20 protein-coding genes and 1 riboswitch are annotated in these 21324 nt (G+C 40.6%); of the genes, 10 read left to right on the top strand and 10 right to left on the bottom strand.

The features are described from left to right. Positions 1-262: 262 nt before the first annotated feature. The 3 genes from NT010_05705 to NT010_05695 form a co-directional block, all read right to left on the bottom strand. Positions 263-1231, bottom strand: a complete 969-nt coding sequence (locus tag NT010_05705) for a polyprenyl synthetase family protein (protein ID MCX5805551.1) — start codon at positions 1229-1231, stop codon at positions 263-265. 4 nt (positions 1232-1235) lie between these two features. Next, positions 1236-1970 (bottom strand): methyltransferase, encoded by a 735-nt coding sequence (locus NT010_05700; GenBank protein MCX5805550.1) that lies wholly within the window; start codon positions 1968-1970, stop codon positions 1236-1238. A gap of 74 nt (positions 1971-2044) precedes the next feature. Next, positions 2045-3265, bottom strand: a complete 1221-nt coding sequence (locus tag NT010_05695) for a DUF1015 domain-containing protein (protein MCX5805549.1) — start codon at positions 3263-3265, stop codon at positions 2045-2047. Between the two features lie 353 nt (positions 3266-3618). Here NT010_05695 and NT010_05690 point away from each other — a divergent pair, with 353 nt between their 5' ends. From NT010_05690 to NT010_05675, 4 genes are all read left to right on the top strand, one after another. Beyond that, positions 3619-4953, top strand: coding sequence for a TolC family protein (locus NT010_05690; protein MCX5805548.1), 1335 nt, complete (start codon positions 3619-3621; stop codon positions 4951-4953). A 20-nt stretch (positions 4954-4973) separates the two neighbouring features. After that, positions 4974-6158: an efflux RND transporter periplasmic adaptor subunit gene (locus NT010_05685; protein MCX5805547.1), complete on the top strand. Its 1185-nt coding sequence runs from the start codon at positions 4974-4976 to the stop codon at positions 6156-6158. Positions 6159-6279: 121 nt separating this feature from the next. Next, the gene (locus NT010_05680; protein ID MCX5805546.1) at positions 6280-9426 is read left to right on the top strand and encodes an efflux RND transporter permease subunit; all 3147 of its coding nucleotides are present in this window, start codon (positions 6280-6282) and stop codon (positions 9424-9426) included. A 33-nt stretch (positions 9427-9459) separates the two neighbouring features. Continuing rightward, entirely contained in the window at positions 9460-9750 is a 291-nt protein-coding gene (locus NT010_05675) for a hypothetical protein (protein MCX5805545.1), read from the top strand. Positions 9751-9866: 116 nt separating this feature from the next. On the opposite strand, the gene NT010_05670 is transcribed toward NT010_05675, so the two are convergent. From NT010_05670 to NT010_05655, 4 genes are all read right to left on the bottom strand, one after another. Next, complete coding sequence (locus NT010_05670) at positions 9867-10667, bottom strand: hypothetical protein (protein MCX5805544.1); 801 nt, start codon at positions 10665-10667, stop codon at positions 9867-9869. 47 nt (positions 10668-10714) lie between these two features. Then, positions 10715-11497 carry a VPLPA-CTERM sorting domain-containing protein gene (locus NT010_05665; protein ID MCX5805543.1) on the bottom strand — a complete coding sequence of 261 codons (783 nt, stop codon included), beginning with the start codon at positions 11495-11497 and terminating at the stop codon, positions 10715-10717. Between the two features lie 36 nt (positions 11498-11533). Further along, positions 11534-11612, bottom strand: a riboswitch (cyclic di-GMP riboswitch). A gap of 271 nt (positions 11613-11883) precedes the next feature. Continuing rightward, positions 11884-12510 (bottom strand): PEP-CTERM sorting domain-containing protein, encoded by a 627-nt coding sequence (locus NT010_05660; GenBank protein MCX5805542.1) that lies wholly within the window; start codon positions 12508-12510, stop codon positions 11884-11886. A 12-nt stretch (positions 12511-12522) separates the two neighbouring features. After that, a complete protein-coding gene (locus NT010_05655) occupies positions 12523-13089 on the bottom strand; it encodes a DUF642 domain-containing protein (GenBank protein MCX5805541.1) in 567 nt (188 codons plus the stop codon). Between the two features lie 537 nt (positions 13090-13626). Between NT010_05655 and NT010_05650 the strand changes: the two genes are divergently transcribed. After that, positions 13627-15480, top strand: coding sequence for a KUP/HAK/KT family potassium transporter (locus NT010_05650; protein ID MCX5805540.1), 1854 nt, complete (start codon positions 13627-13629; stop codon positions 15478-15480). A gap of 202 nt (positions 15481-15682) precedes the next feature. On the opposite strand, the gene NT010_05645 is transcribed toward NT010_05650, so the two are convergent. Then, on the bottom strand, positions 15683-16117 hold the full coding sequence (locus NT010_05645) for a hypothetical protein (GenBank protein MCX5805539.1): 435 nt from the start codon (positions 16115-16117) through the stop codon (positions 15683-15685). Positions 16118-16251: 134 nt separating this feature from the next. On the opposite strand from NT010_05645, the gene NT010_05640 reads away from it, so the two are divergent. Then, on the top strand, positions 16252-16470 hold the full coding sequence (locus NT010_05640; GenBank protein ID MCX5805538.1) for a hypothetical protein: 219 nt from the start codon (positions 16252-16254) through the stop codon (positions 16468-16470). Positions 16471-16542: 72 nt separating this feature from the next. Next, positions 16543-17235, top strand: a complete 693-nt coding sequence (locus NT010_05635; GenBank protein MCX5805537.1) for a DNA alkylation repair protein — start codon at positions 16543-16545, stop codon at positions 17233-17235. Between the two features lie 254 nt (positions 17236-17489). Here the strand turns inward: NT010_05635 and NT010_05630 are convergent, their stop codons facing one another. After that, the gene (locus tag NT010_05630) at positions 17490-18398 is read right to left on the bottom strand and encodes a cysteine synthase family protein (GenBank protein MCX5805536.1); all 909 of its coding nucleotides are present in this window, start codon (positions 18396-18398) and stop codon (positions 17490-17492) included. 530 nt (positions 18399-18928) lie between these two features. Between NT010_05630 and NT010_05625 the strand changes: the two genes are divergently transcribed. From NT010_05625 to NT010_05615, 3 genes are all read left to right on the top strand, one after another. Beyond that, positions 18929-19222 carry a hypothetical protein gene (locus NT010_05625; protein ID MCX5805535.1) on the top strand — a complete coding sequence of 98 codons (294 nt, stop codon included), beginning with the start codon at positions 18929-18931 and terminating at the stop codon, positions 19220-19222. Positions 19223-19591: 369 nt separating this feature from the next. After that, positions 19592-19783, top strand: a complete 192-nt coding sequence (locus NT010_05620) for a hypothetical protein (GenBank protein MCX5805534.1) — start codon at positions 19592-19594, stop codon at positions 19781-19783. A gap of 220 nt (positions 19784-20003) precedes the next feature. Further along, on the top strand, positions 20004-20249 hold the full coding sequence (locus NT010_05615; protein MCX5805533.1) for a DUF3313 family protein: 246 nt from the start codon (positions 20004-20006) through the stop codon (positions 20247-20249). A gap of 583 nt (positions 20250-20832) precedes the next feature. Here the strand turns inward: NT010_05615 and NT010_05610 are convergent. Then, positions 20833-21318, bottom strand: a complete 486-nt coding sequence (locus NT010_05610; protein MCX5805532.1) for a hypothetical protein — start codon at positions 21316-21318, stop codon at positions 20833-20835. Positions 21319-21324 lie beyond the last annotated feature (6 nt).

Genomic DNA, 21324 nt, shown 5'->3' with positions numbered 1-21324 from the left:
CGGGGACGATTTTTTTATGAAGTGATAATTGTTATGCTTTATATGCGTTATTCCAATTCTAAATCAAGGCGCTATCATCGTTGGCTTCGTCATCAGATTCTCGACGTACTGCTATCGTACGCCTACGTCTCCTCTTCCTTGCCGCCTTGATTGCCCCGCAAGCTGAAGCGGGGTAAGTCATTGCATCCTTGATTTATAATTGGAATTAATAATTTTTTGGAAAACAATAATTTCTCATTCAGGGTTTCCGGATGAGAAATTTTCATGTTTTTCTCTTGTGTACATACTCAGGAAGTTCAAGAAGCGCATCCTTAAAGGGTGATGGCTCAAAGATCTTTAAACAATCTTTAGCTGCATTTGTGTACTGCATTGCCTTATCGGATGTATATTTTATCCCGTCATATTTTTTTATAATTGCACTTACTTTCTCAAAATCTTTCAATGTAATACTCGATTTTTCAACAACTCTTTTAATAACAGCTTTTTCTTTCTCTGTTGTAGCATTCATAGCAATGATAAGGGGAAGTGTTATTTTTCCTTCTTTAAGATCTGTCCCAACTTTTTTCCCGAGAACTTCATCGTATGAGTTGTAATCAAGTATATCATCCGTCAGCTGAAAAGCCATGCCGAGATTTTGTCCATATTCTTTTAAGGCAAGCCTTTTCTCTTCATCAATATTGCTCAGTATAGCGCCTATTTCACATGCTACTGAAAAAAGAACAGCCGTTTTATTCCTGATGATTTCAAAATACTCTTCTTCACTGGTACTAATATCCGATGTCTTCAAAAGCTCTAATATTTCACCTTCTGATAATTGCTTTGTAGTATGCGCCATGGTTTTTATTATTTCAAAGTTGTCTCCGTCTGCCATAAGTTCAAAAGATTTTGTATAAAGGAAATCCCCGACAAGGACGCTTGCTTCATTCCCCCATATTATATTTGCTGTTGAAGCACCCCTTCTCGTTTTCGCATTATCTACCACATCATCATGTAAAAGTGTTGATGTGTGAATAAACTCAATGATTGCCGAATAGGTTATATGCTGTTCTCCATTATAACCGCAGAGCTTTGAGCTGAGCATAACAAGAATCGGCCTGATTCTTTTTCCGCCCGATCTTATTATATAGTTTACAATCTCTTTTATAAAACCGACTTTTGTTGAAACCAATTGTTCTATTGATAATTCGAGTTTTTTCAAGTCATTTTCTATCAGTTTTATAATCTGCTCCATCTTCCTACCCTTTCTTCAGACAGTAATAGCTTTCAATTTCTTCCGTATATTGCTCATTATCGTATATAAAAAGAGGTTTTTCAATAGTTACTTCCATACCACCTTCTTTTATGAATTCAGCAAGAAAAAGATTGGCACCCTTTTCTTTTTTCGGATAAATCAATCTCAGTCTTTTCGGCTCAAGTTTATTAGCTTTGGCTGTATAAATAAGTTCACCCAGTCTTTTTGAAGGATAAATAATATAAAAACGTCCTTTTTTATTCAATAGAGTCGATGAAGCTGAAAGCAATGCCGGAAGGTCAATATACGATTCATATCTTGCTATAAATCTTGAATGTTTTGGACTTTCTCTACCCGTATGACCTTTTGTATAAGGAGGGTTGGACGCTATTACATGAAAAGGCCTCTTTTTTAAACTTTCAACAAAAAGTTTAATATCACCGTGGATAAATTCAATGTTTTCACACTTGTTGAGATCTTTATTCTTTTGAGCTACATGGAATAATTCCTCCTGTATCTCTATGCCCATCATGGAATTATTGTTGCCTTTCTTCGACATATAGACCGGCATAATGCCACAGCCTGTTCCAATATCCAACAACCTTTCATGTTTTTTCAGGGTTATAAAGTTTGACAGTAGAATAGCATCGATGGAAAATCTGTAGCCATCCTTCTTCTGGATTATTTTAAGTTCATCATTGCATAGAATATCAAGTGTTTCATCGTCTTCTAATAACATAATTATGTTTTACCAATCATGGGTTAATCTTCATTTACGAAAAGATTGACCCGGGATTTATAATTGAAGGTATTTCATTCGTACCTGTATAAAACCAGGCCTGTGAGTATTTTAGGATAGAAATAAGTTGATTTAGGCGGCATATAGAGACTATGGTCCGCAATATCTTTCACTTCTTCAACTGTTGTGGGGGGGAGTAAGAGCGCCAGATCAAATTTACCTTTTTTTACATCGCTTATCAATTCATGCGAGTCTTGAGTAAATTCAATTTCGTCATCAGATATATAAAGCAGTCCCTTCAATATACCGTTATGCGCTATATTAACTTTCAGTTTTTTAAGGCTCTCATGCATATTATTATCCATGGGAATGGGTTTGTTTACCTTAAGCATATAAAGCACATCAGGCGCATCTTTCGAATATAAAAGATAAGCCGGCATGTCAGATTGAGAAATTAGTTCAATTGCCGTACTGAGCGAATTATCGTTATCCAGCAGAATTTTATCAATATCAGCATATTGCTTTACTGAGTTTAAAATTTCATTAATATTTTTAAATTGTTTAAATTTTATCATTCTGTGATAAGGGAGAATCACAATGCCATTGGAATACATATTTGTTAAATAAATCGGTATATAAGAAAGTCCCAGCCTGTATGAAACATCCAGCCTGTGATGGCCGTCGGCAATATATATGTTTTTTTTATCTATTTCCTTAGAAAGGGCGTTTATTGCATCCCTGTCTGTCATCTTATAGAATCTGTTTGTAACAAACTGCTCGTCAATAAAGTCATAGATAATCTCTTTTGGAGCAGTTGTAAGAATGTTTTCGATATCCTGCATCTTATCTTCATAAAGACCGAAAACAAAACTTGTGTATGTTTTTAAAGAAGAGATCAGCCTTTCCCTGTCTTCTTTTGCCTTTTTCCGTGTTTCTTCGTGCGTAAGCATACGGTTTTTTTCAATCTTATTAAGAGCAATAAAACCTCTCCTTAGGAAGGATTTATGCTCGACTTCAAATTCCTGTTCGTATATATAGACCGCATCCTTTTCATCAAAAGTAATTACTCCCTGTTGCAGCCAATGTTCGAGTGTTTCTCTCGCATTATTATACTGATCAAGTGGAGGATTCTGTTCCGGTAATTCCAGTCTGATAATATTGAACCTGTTTCTCTCAGAATAGGTCCGCGCATCTGAAATTACATCATAAGGCGGGCAGACGCAAGAGGCTACATCGCCGATTTTTTCCTTGTTGAATAGCATTCCTCTAAAGGGTTTTATATTTGGTTCATGCATGTGAATTTTTTAACACAGCATATACATAAAGTCAAAAGGTTTTAACTTGACACAGTATAGCTGTTTCGATAAACTGAACCTGTGTTCACATGAACAGATGCTCAGGAAAAGATTCAAAGAAAAAAATACCCGATTCAGCCCTAAAATGGATTCCGGTTGCTTTCATCAATGCAAAGAACATGAAAAAGCAAAACAATTATTGAAATGCTAAGAGTTTTTTATTTCAATAATTGTTGATCCGGACAACCTTTTCTCGCTGGAAGAATGCAGCAATTTTAGATTGTTTAAGAGAGACGAAAAAGCCGTTAAATATTGAGGGTTAACGGCTAATAGATTCATTGAAAGAGGCTGTTATGAAAAAATGTTTTTTTATATGCCTGATTACATTGGCTTTTTGCTCCAGGGTAGACGCAACAACGGAGTATACTCTTGATACATTATACAGGATAGCCCTTGAGCGGTCAGAAAAAATAAAAATTTCCGCTGAAGATCTTTACATAGCTATAACAGGCAAAGAAAAAGCCATGTCATTTTTACTACCTCAGCTTTCAGCAGTTGGAGGATATACAAGATATAAAGATTCCAAAATATCCGATTCGGTTACGCTGATTCAACCGGATGAAACAGCGTCCTACGGGGTAAGACTTGACCAGTCAATGTCATTGTCCGGCAGGGAAATTACTGCTTTTAAAATCTCAAAGGACAACATAGAGAAGAGCAGGTTAGATCTTATCGCAGTGAAAGAAGCTTACATGTTTCTTGTCTCCAGCGCCTACTACAACTATTTGAAGGCAAAAAAAATCGATGATATTTCAAAGGCTAATGTGGAGAGATTAACGAAACATAAAAATGCAGCCACAACGAGACTCAGGATAGGAGAAGTTACAAAAACAGCCCTTTTGAGAGCGGAAGCGGAGTTGTCCGGGGCTCAATCTGATTTGATAAAAACAGGTAATTTAACGACCCTGAGAAAGGCTGTTCTTGCACGGATTGTTGGAATAGATGAGGATTTTGAAGTAAAAGAAAATAGCGAATTACGGGACTCAAGGAGCACCCCGGAAGAAATAATTGAAGGATGTCAGCCTTTGGCTGTCGAATGTTTGAAAGAAAAAGCCAATATTGAGCGCGCCGAACTGAAATCGGCAAACATGCAGAAAAAAATGGCCGACGATATGGTCAGGATTGCAAAAGGAGCTTACTGGCCTACAGTTTCAGTTGAAGGTGTATATCAGAAGAGGAAGGAAACTCCTGAAACGGGGAGCATTGTCCGTGATAACCTCTATGGCGGATTAAAATTTAACTTGCTGTTTTTTGAGGGCGGAATACGTGATGCTCAGGTAAAAGAAGCAGATTCAAAAAAAAGGCAGGCAGGGCTTGCCTATGAAGACCTTAAAAAAAATGTCAATATTGAGGTTGAAGGCGCTTATCTCGATTTTGTGACCCAAAAGGGGGTTTTAAAATCTCTTGAAGATCAAGACTCATTTGCAAAAGATAATTACAGCGCTGTTACAAGACAGTTTGAATACGGGCTTACTAACAGCATAGATGTTATGGATGCCAATACTTTACTAGTTACAGCAGAAAGACAGCTTGCTGATGCAATTTATAGTTACCGGTTATCCGTATTGATGGTAAAACGAGCAACAGGAATACTTTTGAAGTCAATAACCGGTTCAGACACCAATTAATTCACAGGAGCGGTTAATAAATGAAAAAGATGAAATTTGTTGTCATGTTCGGCTGCTTGTTATTTACTGTTTACTCCTTATTTTTTTTAATCGGGTGCAACAAAAAAGAAAATAAAACTTTGGAGAAAACTTTTAATGTTCAGGTTCAGACAGTAGAGAAAAGACAACTCAGGCCATTTATTGAGGCCACCGGCACGCTAACTCCTTTTGAAGAGGTTTTTATCAGCGCAGAAGTTGAAGGGGTTTTGAAAAGCGTAAAAGTAGATGAAGGCACAATAGTTTCGAAGGGCATGCTCCTTGCGGCAATTGACGATACAGATTATAGCCATGAAGTGAAAAAAGACGAAGCGTTGCTGAAACAGGTTGAAGCAACACTTGCCAATACAAAGCTCGAGTTTAAGCGAAAAGAAGCCCTTTTTAAAGAAGAGCTTGTTACGCGGCAGCAGTTTGATGATGTGTCTACAAGGCTTTCTCTCGCTGATGCAGAGATTGACAGGGCAAAGGCGTCTTTGTCCCTTGCTAAACATAAACTTGTTAAAACAAGGGTATATTCTCCTATTTCATCTATAGTAAAAGAGAGAAAAGTTTCAATTGGGGATTTTGTAAAAAATGGCACTCAGCTTTTTGTGATTATCCAGTCAAATCCTTTAAAATTACACTTTTCAGTCCCCGAGAAAGACGTGAGGAGGCTCAAGGTAGGCCAGGATATTGCGTTAAAGGTTGACGCCTTTCCTGATAAAGATTTTAAAGGAAAGGTCAATATTGTTTATCCGAGCCTTGAGGAAAAAACAAGGACACTTCAGATTGAGGCATTGGTTCCAAATCCCAATGAAACTTTAAAACCCGGTATGTTTGCAAAGGTGCTGCTCTATACCGGAGGAGAAACGGCAACGGTCGTTGTCCCGATAACTTCACTGCTATATGAAGCGGAGAAAGTAAATGTTTTTATTGTTGAGAGCAACATGGCAAAAGAAAGACCTGTAAAGATCGGCAGTAAATACGGAGAAATGATGGAAATTATTGAAGGTCTGAAAGCGGGGGACAGAGTTGTTGTTGCCGGGCAACAGGCACTTTCAGAAGGTGCAAAAGTTGCCGTGCTGGCAGCGCCTGCAAGCTCGGAGTCTGAGGCTGTCCCGCCTGCGCCAGGAGGGAGCGGTTCGCAAAAAGAGATAAAAAACAAAGGCGAGGCAAACAGCAAAAAATGAGGCGCAATAAGATGATAATAAGAATACATTTGTTATGTTTTATCCCCGAACTCCTAGCTTCAGGTAGTCCAAAACTCAAAATTCAACATTTAAAATTTAAAATTATCAGCCGGAGGCTGATATGTGGTTAGCCGATACATCTGTAAAACGTCCTGTTTTTGCAACAATGCTCGTTATGGCACTTGTCGTGCTCGGCATTGTTAGCTATCCCAACATCGGCGTTGACCTATTCCCTAAGGTAGATTTGCCTATTGTTAATATCAGAACAGAGCTTAAAGGGGCGAGTTCTGAAATTATGGACATAGATGTCACAGACAAAATTGAAGAATCTGTAAATACAATCGATGGCATTAAAACAATTACTTCCACAAGCACAGAAGGCGTGTCTGTCATATCGGTGGAGTTTATTCTCGAAAGGAATATTGACCTTGCTGTCCAGGATGTGCGCGAAAAAGTATCGGCCATAAGAAGAAAATTGCCGACAGACATTGACGAACCTGTAATTGAAAAGGTGGACCCTGATGCATCGCCTGTTTTGTGGTTTGCCTTGTCCGGCGAGAAATCACCGCGGGAACTTTCCACATATGCAGATGAAGTATTGAAGGAACAGTTTCAGAGAATCAACGGTGTCGGGGCAATAAGAATGTATGGTCTTCGTCTCAGACAGGCCAGGGTGTGGCTTGATAACGATAAACTCAGATCATACGGAATCACTGCACAGGATATAATGGCAGCACTCAAGAGGGAAAATATCGAATTGCCCGGTGGAAGGATTGAGAGCAATACGAAAGAATACACAGTAAAGGTAAAAGGTGAGTTTCCGACAATACAGCAGTTTAATGACCTTGTTGTGGGCTATTCCAGGGGAGTAGCCGTTAAGATCAAGGATGTAGGACGTGCTGAAGACGGTATGGAGGAAAAAAGAAGTTTTGCACGATTTAATGGTAAAAATTCCGTAAATCTTGGTATTCAAAAACAGTCGGGCACCAATACAGTTGAGGTTGTGGACAGGGTAAAAAATGAACTGAAAATTATAAAGAAGACACTGCCGGCAGGGATGAATCTGAATATCGGGTTTGATCAGTCGGATTTTATTAAACGTTCCATCAACGAAGTTCAGCACCACCTTATATATGGAGGTTTTTTTGCAGTTCTTGCAGTTCTCCTGTTTCTCCGGAACATCAGGACAACTATAATCAGCGCTTTGGCCATACCGGCATCCGTAATTTCTACCTTTGCCTTGATGAACGCTTTCGGCTTTACATTCAACAACATGTCAATGCTTGCCCTTTCCCTGTCCATAGGTATTCTTATCGATGATGCAATTATTGTTATAGAAAACATACAAAGACATATAGAAGAAGGTATGTCACCCCGTGAGGCATCGTTCTTTGCTACATCGGAGATAGGGCTTGCCGTGTCTGCAACAACCCTTGCAATTATTGTGATATTTATCCCTGTTGCATTTATGAAAGGGATAATCGGAAGATTTTTCTTTCAGTTCGGTATGACCGTTGTATTTGCCGTCATGGTTTCCTGGTTTATTTCCTTCACACTCACACCGATGATGGCTTCATTATTTTTAAAACATAGCGAAAAACATTCGCAAACACCCTTAAAGGAGGGTGTCTCTGCGTCAAACTCCTCGTTGTACGCAAGACTAGTAAATAAGCATATTTTCAGGAATATTTCCGACAGACTGGAAGGGGCATATAAAATACTGGAGGAACGATATAAAAAGCTCCTTGCTGTTGCACTGGGTCGAAGGAAGACCGTTCTGATCCTTGCAATAGCCATATTTTTAGGTAGTCTCTTTTTTACAAAATTTATCGGCAAAGAGTTTATCCCCTCTGAAGATCAGAGCAGATTTGTTATCAGGTTACAAATGCCTGTTGACTATTCTGTTGATGAAGTTGAGCATATGTCAAGACGTGTTGAAAGTATCGTAAAACAATTCTCTGAAGTGAGTGCAATCCTTTATTCACAGGGTGGAGGATTAACCAGAGAAGCAAATAAAGGCAATATGATGATAAACCTGAAACCAAAATCTCAGAGAAAGAAAAATCAGAACCAGATAAAGACAGAAATGAGGAGGGCATTTAAAGCCATACCAGGACTGAGGGCTTCTGTAGAAGATGTGTCGCTGATCGGGGGAGGACAAAGGCAGGTGGCTATTCAATACAGCATAAGAGGCAGGGACCTTGAAAATCTTAAAGCATACACAAAAGATATTCTGGGTAAGTTTTCCAAGCTTCCCGGTATTGTTGACGCCGATACATCCCTTGAAACCGGAAAACCGGAAATACGCGTACTTATTGATAGGGATAAAGCGGCAGATCTTGGTATTGATGTCGCGACAGTGGCAGAAGCAATAAATTTTCTTATCAGCGGAGAAGTGGATATTACAAAATATAAAGATGAAACCAAGGGAAGAAGATATGATTTGAGGGCAAGGCTGATACAGAAAGACAGGGAAAATCCTGACGATATCGGAAAATTGTATGTCAGGGCAAAAGACGGGCGACTTGTACAACTCTCAAATATTGCGATGTTTCAGGAAGCAGGCGGTTCAAATGTTATTAACAGGGTAGACAGACAAAGGGCAGTTACGATATTCGCAAATCTTGAAATGAAGCCGCTTGGTCAGGCCGTTGAAGAGCTTAATAATATATCTGCAAAGATACTGACAACTGAATATTCAGGAAAATATAAAGGAGAGGCCGATATCATGGCAGAATCATTCGGGTACCTGATGTTTGCCATGATGCTTGGTATTGTTATGGCATACATGGTGCTGGCTGCCCAGTTTGAAAGTTTTGTCCATCCTTTTACTGTATTGCTTTCTATGCCCTTTTCTTTTGTGGGTGCCTTTGGCGCTCTTTTGCTATTCGGCAAAACCTTGAATATATTCAGCTTTATCGGGCTGATTCTCCTTATGGGACTTGTAAAGAAAAATGCAATTTTACTTGTTGATTATACGAATGTTCTCAGAGAGAGGGGCATGTCAAGGAAAGATGCGTTGCTGGAGGCAGGTCCTGTGAGACTCCGGCCGATTCTTATGACAACATTTGCCATGATATTGGGCATGATGCCCATTGCAATCGGTATCGGCGAGGGCGCTGAAACACGGTCCCCTATGGCGCTTGCTACAATCGGCGGATTACTGACTTCCCTGTTCCTTACCCTTGTTGTGGTACCGGTAGCATATGATCTTTTCGATGAATCAAAAAATAAATTTTCCAGGAAACAGCTTAAAGATAAAGCTTAATCATGGATTGTTGAATCCGGGGAGGCATTTGTTATGAAAATGATTATCACCGTATATAACGATGCAATAGATGAAGTTGTTATTGCTGCTTTGAAAAAAAATAATATTAAGGGCTACACCAAATGGAAAGAGGCATATGGAGAGGGCACGGAAACCGAACCGAAACTCGGCACACACTATTGGCCCGGTAAAAACTATGTACTTACTGTGGTGGTTGAGGATGAAATGATGCCGATATTATCTGATATGATTAAACAATTAAAACAGGAACATCCTAAGGCCGGACTAAAAACATTTATTTTGCAGGTAGAAGGCATTATATAAATTAGGTTGAATTACCCCACCTGCAAGGCGGGACATCCTGCGTAGTTTAATGAAAAAACTAAAGGCAGGATAATACTGACTCCTGCCTTTAGTTTTTCAAATATATAAACTATTTATTATATAAACCTTCTTCTAAATGCGGCAAGCCCGGCAAGTCCGGGAGCAAGAAGCCATAATGCACCGGGGATGGGGACGGGAGAGGTTGAGCCCACTTCCACATTGGCAAATGTCGCATAGGGTTTGTTGTCCCCCCAATTACTTAGCGGGGCCTGAAACATCGTACCCAACATGATCGTGTCCAGATTGGTATAATCATTTCTTTCCGAAGTTCCTACCGCTGCTCCATCAATGTAAAAATGAAGCATCCCGTCAGTACTACTTAACTGGATTTTGAGGTCGTGCCAGCCAGCAGTACGAGCAACCCCGGTATCCGTCCATGCAGGATTATTAATAGGGGCAGCGGCGTGATAGTAATAGCTGCCGGCTTGGTTAAATCTACTGCCAAACTGAACATCTGTCCAGTCATCGGCTTGCGGCGTATATGAAGTGGTAGGGACGGCATAAAGTTGACCGCCTCGGTTAATCCCGCCATCATCATAATAGCTGACTTTCATATAAGGGTTGTATTGCTTGTCCATAGCACTGGTGTTAATGTTTTTATTATAAACAACACCCCACCATTCCCAACCTTGATTAACTGAAACCACGCTCACATTAACTGCATTCCGACCTGCCACAGTAACTTGTTGCATTGTAGCAACAGGTTCTATTCCCCAGCGATATCCTTCATTGTCCCAACCAGGAGCATAGTCTCCGATCCAAGGAGTTGAGAAATTATCCTGAAAGTTGTAAGCATTTGCGGAAGCAACCATTGAAAAAACCAGTACAACAACACCCAATAATAAAAATTTCTTCATTTTCTCTCCTTTTTAAAAAGTATTTCGTAATATCAAGCTATAGCCTACTACATAAACCTTCTTCTCAACACAGCCAAGCCGGCGAGTCCGGGACCAAACAGCCATAATGCGCCGGGGATAGGAACAGGGGCGCCCATCACCTGCACATTGACATCGGAAGACTTATCCCAACCATATCCATTAGAATCCCATGCTCCGAGTTCCCCAACTGTGCCACCGGACAAAATTTGTGCGTATAGCATGGAGTCATTGGCCCCTTGCTGGGTAGAACCGCTCAATCCGGCATTGGAGGAATGGAGGAAGGCATCGACGACATGTGTATATGGAGATTCTCCTTGCACATCTTTCAGCGGTCCGTCAAGGAAGAACTGATAGGTACTCGCTCCACTCAAAACCTTGTTAATGATAAAATCGATCTGATAAATCTGAATAAAACTCAAGGAGTTTCCCTGATAGCTTTGACCGTCAGAATATGTAACCGGAGTGATCGTAGGTGAACCTGACAATTGGGCAATAGTTTTCCCAGCTTCACCGAGCCAGAGCGAAAGGCCTGTATTGCTTGTGGACCATACACGGATTGTGCTGACAAGGTAATCTCTTGAACCTCCAATTGTAAAGTCGTCACCGTTAAGCCAGCGGTCAGATGCCATGGGGTCGGCTCCAAAAGCCCATTGTACATTGCTTCGATTATTTCCCGCAGCATTGTTCAGGTTAGATGTGGGCAAACCCCTGTCGAACAACAGCTCTGCTGATGCCTGGTTAGCCAGGAAAAGTGCCATAATGACAAAACAAATACTAAAAAATAAAGACGTTCTAAAATAGCTTTTCATACTGTACATCCTCCTTTTTTTGTTTGATCAAACTCACCTGGCAACCTGGCAATCTCTGTTTCAAGATCCTTGGGTTTTCCGTCCCATCCTCACGAATGGTTTAGCTTTAACAGAATTATAATACATTGTCTTATGTTGTTTTACAATGTATTATCTAATTTGTATGTAGGATATATTATACAAGTTGTGTAGGATAAGTACAGAACTTTTTGTAATACTTGATAAATGTATTGACTTTTGTAATTTTCCTTATTTAAAAATAGAAACAAATTGCCCCGGCTTTTTCAGGCGAGGCAATTTTTAAGGTAGGAAATACTTCAATGATTATCAGTCATGAACAACAGTACATAGAATTTCTATGGTTATTCACCACAGTCGGCTAATTACTATTTCTTTACGAGTCTCCTTCGTATACCTGCCAGCCCGGCCAAGCCTGAGCCGAGAAGCAGAAGAGCACCGGGTAAAGGCACTGCGGTTGTCCCTTCAACGCTGATTGAGTATACCCTGTTCGCATATGGGTAGCCTGTAAGAAATGTTGTCTTCGAAACACTTCCGGTGATTTCACTTCCCGGATAGGTAGTCCAGAGCGTATTCCCGTAAAAAATACTGGAATTGTCAAAGTAGATTCCAGTACCAGGGGCGGAACCGCTTGTATAATACCATCCGATGATATCTCCGACTTTTACTGAAATAGGTGTCGCAAAGGAAAAGGTCTGTCCACCAAAAGTTGTAGTGACAAAGGGACTACTGCCCACAAGATCGTAGTTATCGCCGTTCTCCCTGAAAATCTTCAGCCTCATCGTTCTTCCCGCAACAGCATAAACTGACCAGGAATCAATCTCACCGTCTGATATTATCCGATGGTTTACATCTATAAAGGTGATTCCAGTTGCTCCGTCGACATATGATCGCACAATGGTATCATTGCCTCCAAGAAACGCTGCAGAAGCTGAACCGTAGGCCGCGATAAGCAAACAAGCTGCCAAAGCAAAAACGTAAACCATCTTATTCATAAAGTCATCTCCCTATTTCGCAAACCTGCGCCTTATACCAATAAGTCCCAGGAGTCCGGGAGCAAGAAGCATAAGTGTCGGCGGGACAGGCACAGCCTCAACACTGACCAGATCGATAGCAGGACCAAAAGATAAATAATCCATACTCTCGAATCTAAGCGTCGTAGTTGAACTGCTGGCAGTAAAAATAAAGGATTTCTCCGTCCAACCCATGTTATCCTGTGATTTATCGGTGACATCAAATGTATACTGTATTGAGACATCTCCTGCCGAAACAGCAAGGTGCTTAATTTCTGGAGGTCCCATGTAATTACCGGCAAGCCAGAAATCCACACGATATTTTGCGTTAGTATCAGTAGCAAAGGATTGTTGAATCCAACCGGGGGTATCTTTGTTAACATCAATACACCAACTACCATCCTTCGCTACCAAGGGGTCTTGCCACCAGTCAACATTGGAGTAACTCCAGGCAAGCACATTATAATTCTCAAAGCTTCCGTTCTGAATTAGATTTGCTGCTTGAACACCAGTCGATATAAGAATAAGTAAAAGTGCACCAACAAAAATTATTTTCTTCATGTATTTCCTCCATTGAACATTGATTCCAACACTTGTATCAACATTCTTCATAGCCGCCACGGTTGACCTGTTCTGCCTTCTAAAATTGATGAACACACCTAACAGGTCGTCACCATGAAACAAAAGCTACGGCAGAAACAAAACAGTCGATACTATCCTCTTATACAATGTATAACAAATTAAATTCATTTGTATGTAGGAAATATACGACAGTTTATGTAGGAAATGTTAGTGAATTGTTGTAATACATTAAGCTACCCTATCAATTCTTCGGATTATTATGCAAATATCCTCATAATGTGTGCCGTTACTGCAACCATTATTCCAAAATAACAGCAAATGACGGTTCTTTGGGTGGAGCTAAGTAAAATAAAAAAACAGAGTAGGACACTGACAAAGCTTTTTGGGAAGCAGCTTTTTTATTTTCACAATAAAAAGCAAAATCAAAACACATACTACCGGCACAACTGTCATAACAGCCAGAAGTAAAATAAGTTGTATTTGTCATCAATAAAAGATAATATAAAACGTTTTACGATGAATTCACCCGGCGCAACACAAAATATTTCAAAAAAAGACCAAATTATTCATGATACTAAAAGCGTAATAAAGTCTTTTGGCCTTGTTTTCGGCGACATAGGCACAAGCCCAATTTATACCTTGACAGTGATTTTTCTTTTACTGAAGCCGACGTATGATAACGTTATCGGTGTTCTCTCTCTTATTGTCTGGACATTAATAATACTTGTTTCTATCGAATATGGGTGGCTTGCGATGAGTCTCGGCGAAAAGGGTGAGGGAGGTACAATAGTTCTGAGAAGCATACTTTTGCGATACATCAGGAAGAGCAGAAATGCTGTATTTATCACAATCCTTACTTTTGTAGGCATATCCCTTCTTGTAGGTGATGGAGTTATTACCCCTGCCATAAGTATACTCAGCGCTGTGGAAGGTATCCTTCTTGTTCCTGGTTTTAAAGAAACAAAACAAATAACACTGATAATCATTGCAAGCATCATTGCCCTCCTGCTCTTTATCTTTCAGAAAAAAGGAACGGAAAAGGTGGCGGGTGCTTTTGGGCCTATCATGTTTATCTGGTTTTTAGCACTCGGTATATCCGGTGTCATATCTATTATTCATACTCCATCTGTTTTAAAGGCTGTTAATCCATACTATGCATTCAAGTTTTTTTATGAAAATGGTCTCGCAGGTTTTTTTGTGCTCTCAGAGGTAATTCTTTGTGCAACAGGAGGTGAAGCTCTCTATGCCGATATGGGGCATCTTGGGCGCAAACCCATTATCAGGGCATGGTACTTCGTTTTTATTGCATTGTTGCTGAATTATCTCGGTCAGGGGGCATTTGTTATCAATCAACCTGGCAGTGCATGGAATGTGCTTTTTGGTATGATAATGTATGAATCGACATTATGCTATATCCCATTTCTGATTCTTAGCATTGTTGCGACAACTATTGCTTCCCAGGCACTCATTAGCGGCATGTTTTCAATCTTTTATCAGGGGATTAATACCCGTTTAATGCCCATGTTTAAAGTTGAATATACTTCAACAGAAATGAGATCCCAAATTTATATCGGATTTGTAAACTGGTTTCTCCTGGTATCGGTGCTGTTTATAATATTCCTGTTTAAAGAGTCCAACAAACTTGCTGTAGCATACGGCCTTGCCGTAACAGGCACTATGACATTAACAGGTATCATGATGACAATGATATTCTTTTTAAGAAAAGAAAAGATTAAAACACTTATCGCCTTTTTTGTTACCATTGCAGACCTGGCCTTTCTCATTTCAAATACTTATAAATTACCGAACGGAGGATATTGGTCGCTTATCATTGCAGCTATCCCTTTAAGCATAATTCTGATATACACCGGAGGCCAGAGAAAGCTTTACCGGACTATTCACCCTCTAAAACTTGACACCTTCCTTTTCAGCTACAACCAGGTATATAAGGAGCTGAATAAAATAAAGGGTACCGCTCTTTTTTTTGCCCGTGGTGTAAAGCAAATACCATCCTACATTGTTCATACTATGTTTATGAATAATATCATCTATGAAGACAATATTATTGTTTCTATTGTTACAACAGATCAACCCTTTGGCATTAATGGTTTTTTTAAGGAGGCTCTTGCCGATGGATTACGGCATTTTGAGATTCAGATGGGGTATATGGAGGTAGTAGATGTTGAAAAAATACTCAAAAAGGCAGATATTAACGAGAAAAGCATTTTTTATGGACTTGAAGAGATAGCTACCCATCATTTCATATGGAAATTATTTTCCATTTTCAAAAAACTTGCACCTCCTTTCGTACAGTTCCATGATTTACCTTCCAATAAACTTCATGGCGTTGTCACAAGAATAGAGCTTTAATCCCATATTTGCCGTTAGAATAAGTATCGGTCTCGGGTTGTCCTAAGCAAATTGTTGTCTGATGGAGTCGAGGAAGCCTGGTCCGTGCATTTTTTGATTAATAAAAAGGCTACAAAAACAGGCGCACGAATCAGCTAACCTGCCATCTGTAAAATAACGATTGCATTTTGAGGTGGAATTCACCTCATCAGAACTGCCTTACTTATTTAGTTAGAATTAAATAAAGACCTAAGAAGACAAGCAGCATCCCGGCTATGTAGCGAATTGTAATTGTCTCACGGAAAATCACAAAACCAACGATGCTGGCTATAATAAGCCCGCCAAGACGTACCAGAGGGGAAGCAAGAGATATAGGAGCTCCGGCGGTAAAGGTCGCATAAAGACCAATAGTAACTGCGCTGAAAGACACACCCACACCCAGAGCATAGAATAAACCCAAAAGATCGGAGTTCAAAGGAACATTGTTCAGGCGTTGCGAGAGAACCCATATTATACCAGTGGCAAATGTACACCCACCGTAAACAAGCAGGCCGAGACTGCTTGAGATGCGGCCCGCAGCCAGTTTAATGAAACAGTCTGCCGATGCAAGAAAAAATGCGGTAATTGAAGCATATATAATCCACAAATGGATTTTCATAATTCAACCGTCCTGTTTTTTCCTCGATTCTACAATATATCTTTAATGTTTTGGCAATAAAACTACTGATTTTTCAATACATTTTTTGTACGTAATGTTTTACTTTACACAGGGCTACTGAAGGATCACAGGCTGTGGGCGGTCTTTTCCTAGATTTTCAAAACGGAGGGCTTATTAAAAGCCTGAAACCGGGTGACAAGGTTGTGATTCATGTGACAAGACATGCTCAGGACCCTGTAATGATGGTGCCTTTCATTTTTAATATTATGCCGCAGCCCGATGGTACACTGGGTTTTGCGCAGATACCAAACATTAAACAAGGCACATGGGATAGATCCCGGTACCAGCTTTGAGGCAGCCGGATAGCGTCTCTTGCGTTTATTTAGTCTTGACGCAAAGGTCATTCTTTGCACATACTATGTTCCATGCTCAATAATCTCAGGAATGAACTGGAACTACTTGCAAACCCTGAAAAGTCAGAAGTGCTTCGCCGGTTTTTCAAAACCGGTCCCGGCCAGTACGGTGAGGGCGATGTCTTCCTTGGTGTTATTGTTCCTGTCTCCCGCAAAATAGCAAAAAAATATACCGATTTACCCGACGACGGGATTCTCACCCTCCTTAAATCAAAGATTCATGAAGAAAGGCTTATAGCCCTTTTGATCCTCATCACTCAATTTGAAAAAGGTGATGTACATAAAAAGGAGCAGATTTTTCATCTTTATCTTCAGCACACAGCATTTGTCAATAACTGGGACCTCGTTGATCTCTCGGCTGAAAAAATTATCGGTGTATACCTTGACGGGAAATCCAAAGAGATACTCTATAACCTCGCATATTCGAAAAACCTGTGGGAGAGACGCATCTCCATCATCTCCACATTCCATTACATCAAGCAGGGAAAATACGATGATACCCTTGCCATTGCCGACATCCTGCTTGGGGATAAGGAAGACCTTATCCATAAGGCTACGGGGTGGATGTTAAGAGAGGTTGGCAAACGCTGCTCAGAAGAAGCAGAGGAAATGTTCTTGCGCAAATGTCACCATGAGATGCCGAGAACAATGCTTCGTTACGCCATAGAACGTTTCAGTCCGGAAAAGAGGCGCCTGTATCTTTAATTCTATTTCCGAATGGAAGGATAATAACCCGACACCGTTGTGAATGATATATCTGGAATTATTGTAAGTATATCTCCAGCATCAAACATATCAAAGTTTTTCGACATTGCACTCATAATAAATAATATTTAAGGTGTTTTTACCATGTCCTGTTTTGGGTGACAGTCAAGAATTAAGTCGGAAAAACCGGAGGAAAACAAACAACTATCCTGAACCGAGACAGAAGATATGCTTTCCACCTGTGGCGCTGTTTCTTACGGCGGGCATTTCGCACAAATAGACCTGAACTGCATAGTGCTCAGGTAACGGTCGCCCCTATCAGGCAATATAACAACAATTGTACCATGATCCATGTTTCGGGCTATCTGTAAAGCTACTGCTGCAGCAGCCCCGCTTGATGTTCCGACAAAAATTCCTTCTTTCTGGGCAAGCAGTTTTGTTACTTCAAAAGCCTCGCCATCTCCAACGGTAATCTTATCGTCTAATATTTCGGGCTGATATATCTTGGGCACCATAGATTCAGTAAGATTTTTAAGACCCTGGATCGTATGACCTATAGCCGGTTCAACACCGACAATCTTTATTTGAGGTTTTTTTTCTTTCAAATACTTTGAGGTACCCATCAGCGTCCCCGTGGTTCCCATACCAGCAACAAATACATCAATCTCCCCCTTCGTTTGCGCAAATATTTCAGGACCTGTTGTTTCATAATGTGCAAGAACATTATCGTCATTGTTATATTGGTTTGGCATAAAATATTTATCCGGCTCTTTTTCAAACAACTGGTAAGCCCTCCGAATTGCACCGTCAATATTCTCTTTTGCCGAGGTAAGAAAAACCTCTGCGCCAAGGCCCTGGAGGATAAGTCTTCTCTCCATGCTTACACACTCGGGCATACAGAGATCAACCTTGTATCCTTTCGCAGCGCCTATCATTGCAATTGCAATACCGGTGTTGCCGGAAGTAGGTTCAAGAATGATTTTATCCTTAGTTAAATCACCACGTGCTTCTGCTTTTGTTATCATATAGAGGGCAGGACGGTCTTTTACCGACCCTCCCGGGTTGCATCCTTCGAGTTTACAAAATACTTTTGTATTCGGATTCGGGTTGATGTTCATCAATTCTACAAGTGGCGTATTTCCAATTGCAGACAAAATATTCATAAACTTTACCTCCAGTAATTAGTGTTCCGTCTTTGATCAAAAGAGATTAGCAGAATAATTTATATTTCACAAGAGAAAGCCTTATTTTGAACTTTTGCTTATGCAAAAGATAGAGCCTAACTCAAACGAATGAAACCTCGGGAGCATAATGAGTGTATTGGCCTGGGACAGTCCGACACTGTTGCTTATCCGAATGGAAAATATGAGATAAATATTAATTAATTTGTATCACAATATTTCTACGGGATTCATTAGGACCACTTAAACGCAGGGAAATAACTAAATATTACAGCTATCAACACCGGATGCGTTGTGGACATTCTTCAATAATTATGTGACCCGCTTATACTATGATTTAAATAAATTAGGAGATCGTTAGTGTTATTTCCCTCAGAAAAGTGTATACTATAAGCACGGTCGATCTCTCCTTCTTCACTCTGCGGCTGCTCACCAGGTCGGCTGATACGGAATACAATCGCAATTCGATTCCTGACATATTATCAACTAACCAAATACAAAGAGGGTGACAAATGTCAACTGTTGCAGAATTCATTGAGGTAAGAAAAAGTATCGAAACGCTCGCTACAAAGATCATTATGTTTGCCGAGCACAATGCAGTCCTGGATTCAAAGCAAAATCTTGATGAAGCAAATAGGCAATTGGAAGTACTAAAGACCATGGTTGACAACGATGTGCAGGTAATTGCCGCCAGCCGTCTTTCCAGGCAGCTCGTAGGTCTCGGTAAGAAGGTTGAAACAATGACAGCAAAAATGCCCGCGGCGAAAAAGGCAGCTGCTAAAAATAAGCAGCAGAAGGCTGTCTGAGTTTATTCGAGGGCTCATAGCAACGAATTTAAGTAAGTAAATTACCCCGGTTGAACAAGCTTTTGTTTCCGGTGCGTTCCTTCTTATGAGACCCGTCTTCCCGCAATAATTCACAACAATGATTGAGAGGTCATAAAACCGGTTCATCCGGTTATTTCATACCCGGTAATGTCGCCTGCTTTATTGATTTTTCTCCAGAGGAGGTTAAAATCCCTGTCAATATTTTAAAGTGGCAGAACATTGAACCTCCCCGCAGCAAAGCTTCGAGAAATCTATTGATAGAATAAAAAAGTGCTTCCCTCATATATCGAAAACGTGTAAAAACAGGATTTTAGTTTGCGATAGATAAATCACAAACAGGAGGTAGTCATGAAAAAAGTAGCACAGATTACAATGGTTGTGGTAATTGGGTTTGTCCTTGCGGCATCCACCGGATATACAGCAGACAAGAAGTATTCTGGTTTCCTGGGAGACAATTATAAGAATCTGCAACCCGGCCCCGAAGGCGGCGTCAAGGAGCGCTGGCTAAAGCCTGGGGTAACGTTCGGCAAATACAATTAAGTTCATGGTGGACAGTGTCATTTTTTTCTTTGCAGACGATTCGGAATATAAGGGCATCGACCCCAATGAGATGAAAGAGTTGTCAGTAGCTTCAACCAAACAATAGTTGCGGCCTTCAAAGACAAATATCCCATAGTAACTGAGCCTGGGCCAGATGTTGCCGGATCCTTATCGCCATTACGGGCATTAAAGCAAGGAAACCTGCTGCAAGTGGTGTATCATCGATCCTTCCTGTAGGGATAGCTTTCAGCCTTGTGTCACCGGTGCCTGGAGCGGCTCCGGCACAACCATCGCAGAAATGGAGGCGCTTGACTCTCTTACCAACGACGTCATACTTATCGCCGTTGACAACAGGACTGCGGGGTATACAGAACGGTTTTCCAAGTGGGAATCGGCCCAGGAGGCCTTCAAGTTCTGGGCCGAGCGGGCGGTAGGGTTCATAGATGATACCCGTGGTCTGAAATAGCAGGGTCACACTTGTAAAAGGCAAGAAAAAAATACAAAACCAAAGTGAGGCAAGGAAACCTGGTCTATTGATAATTTTATCAATAGTAAGGGAAATAGAAAATATTGCAATAAAAAGGGCTTGAATCGTTCAGACTGGCGGGGGCTACTTCCTCACGTTTCCACCTAGTGATAACCCACGTATGGCAAACCAAGGGCCTTCCCATAAATAAGCCTGACAACTCAAGCCTTGAAGAGAGTTTTTCCACCAACCCCACTCTCTTTCAACATTACCAGTCTAATGGTGGGTGGACCGCCTTCCGGTAGATGTTAATACTGTTATAGCAGAAATTCCGAATTTGTCAACAACGGGATATGTATTTATTTCTCTTTGAAATCAGCGTCCGGATAGGTAAGGCTTATTCTATGTGAATCTGTAGGATGGATGTGGGACTCTACTTTGAGGCATAGGGGGGGCAAATCCTGCGCCCAGGCGTATACCCTGTTCCTGGTTTGCTCATATTTTTCAGCAAGGTTAACTACTGATGAATAAAAAAAGGCAGAGCTATTTCTAACCCTGCCTTGATAATTCATAAATTGTTTTGCTATCCCAAATATTTCCTCTTAAGCCCTACGAGCCCAAGAAGACCAGGGGCAAGAAGATACAGAGCAGATGGGAGGGGGACTGGAGTTGCTGTCAATTGGATATTGTCCAAGTAGGCTGATGTATCTAAAGCTCCGCTCCCGGTGCCTATGAAGGCAAGTATATGCGAACCTGCCGATAAAACTCCAAAATCAACAGTTTTTTCAGCCCATTCCGATGAATTGGCAGGGAAAAGGGATTTCTCGAATCCATCAAGAAGCACTTTTACTTGTTGACCAGCAGGGTAGCCTGGCCGCAATGCCATAAAAAAATCAATTGCCACTTTTGAAGTCGAAGTTAAATTAAAACTTTGAGATATTGATGAATCAGCCTGCTTTAGAAAGGCAAAACGGGAACCATCGTACGCTGCCCCACCCCATGCTGTATAGCTATCAGAAACACCTGTCCCACCCGAGAATGTCCAGCCTATGCCTGAACCGGTCGGCAAATACTG

This window comes from Pseudomonadota bacterium, from assembly GCA_026388275.1.
In the GTDB taxonomy this organism is placed as follows: domain Bacteria; phylum Desulfobacterota; class Syntrophorhabdia; order Syntrophorhabdales; family Syntrophorhabdaceae; genus JAPLKB01.
The sequence above is the reverse complement of the archived record's forward strand: the minus strand, read 5'-3'. Positions and strand labels throughout refer to the sequence as shown.

Excerpts from the sequence above, each read along its gene's own strand:
- NT010_05645 (MCX5805539.1), bottom strand. The coding sequence starts at position 16,117 with ATGAAAATCCATTTGTGGATTATATATGCTTCAATTACCGCATTTTTT.
- NT010_05620 (MCX5805534.1), top strand. The coding sequence starts at position 19,592 with ATGAAAAAAGTAGCACAGATTACAATGGTTGTGGTAATTGGGTTTGTC.
- NT010_05660 (MCX5805542.1), bottom strand. The coding sequence starts at position 12,510 with ATGAATAAGATGGTTTACGTTTTTGCTTTGGCAGCTTGTTTGCTTATC.
- NT010_05695 (MCX5805549.1), bottom strand. The coding sequence starts at position 3,265 with ATGCATGAACCAAATATAAAACCCTTTAGAGGAATGCTATTCAACAAG.
- NT010_05675 (MCX5805545.1), top strand. The coding sequence starts at position 9,460 with ATGAAAATGATTATCACCGTATATAACGATGCAATAGATGAAGTTGTT.
- NT010_05690 (MCX5805548.1), top strand. The coding sequence starts at position 3,619 with ATGAAAAAATGTTTTTTTATATGCCTGATTACATTGGCTTTTTGCTCC.
- NT010_05665 (MCX5805543.1), bottom strand. The coding sequence starts at position 11,497 with ATGAAAAGCTATTTTAGAACGTCTTTATTTTTTAGTATTTGTTTTGTC.
- NT010_05650 (MCX5805540.1), top strand. The coding sequence starts at position 13,627 with ATGAATTCACCCGGCGCAACACAAAATATTTCAAAAAAAGACCAAATT.
- NT010_05625 (MCX5805535.1), top strand. The coding sequence starts at position 18,929 with ATGTCAACTGTTGCAGAATTCATTGAGGTAAGAAAAAGTATCGAAACG.
- NT010_05635 (MCX5805537.1), top strand. The coding sequence starts at position 16,543 with ATGCTCAATAATCTCAGGAATGAACTGGAACTACTTGCAAACCCTGAA.
- NT010_05700 (MCX5805550.1), bottom strand. The coding sequence starts at position 1,970 with ATGTTATTAGAAGACGATGAAACACTTGATATTCTATGCAATGATGAA.
- NT010_05670 (MCX5805544.1), bottom strand. The coding sequence starts at position 10,667 with ATGAAGAAATTTTTATTATTGGGTGTTGTTGTACTGGTTTTTTCAATG.
- NT010_05655 (MCX5805541.1), bottom strand. The coding sequence starts at position 13,089 with ATGAAGAAAATAATTTTTGTTGGTGCACTTTTACTTATTCTTATATCG.
- NT010_05685 (MCX5805547.1), top strand. The coding sequence starts at position 4,974 with ATGAAAAAGATGAAATTTGTTGTCATGTTCGGCTGCTTGTTATTTACT.
- NT010_05630 (MCX5805536.1), bottom strand. The coding sequence starts at position 18,398 with ATGAATATTTTGTCTGCAATTGGAAATACGCCACTTGTAGAATTGATG.
- NT010_05705 (MCX5805551.1), bottom strand. The coding sequence starts at position 1,231 with ATGGAGCAGATTATAAAACTGATAGAAAATGACTTGAAAAAACTCGAA.
- NT010_05680 (MCX5805546.1), top strand. The coding sequence starts at position 6,280 with ATGTGGTTAGCCGATACATCTGTAAAACGTCCTGTTTTTGCAACAATG.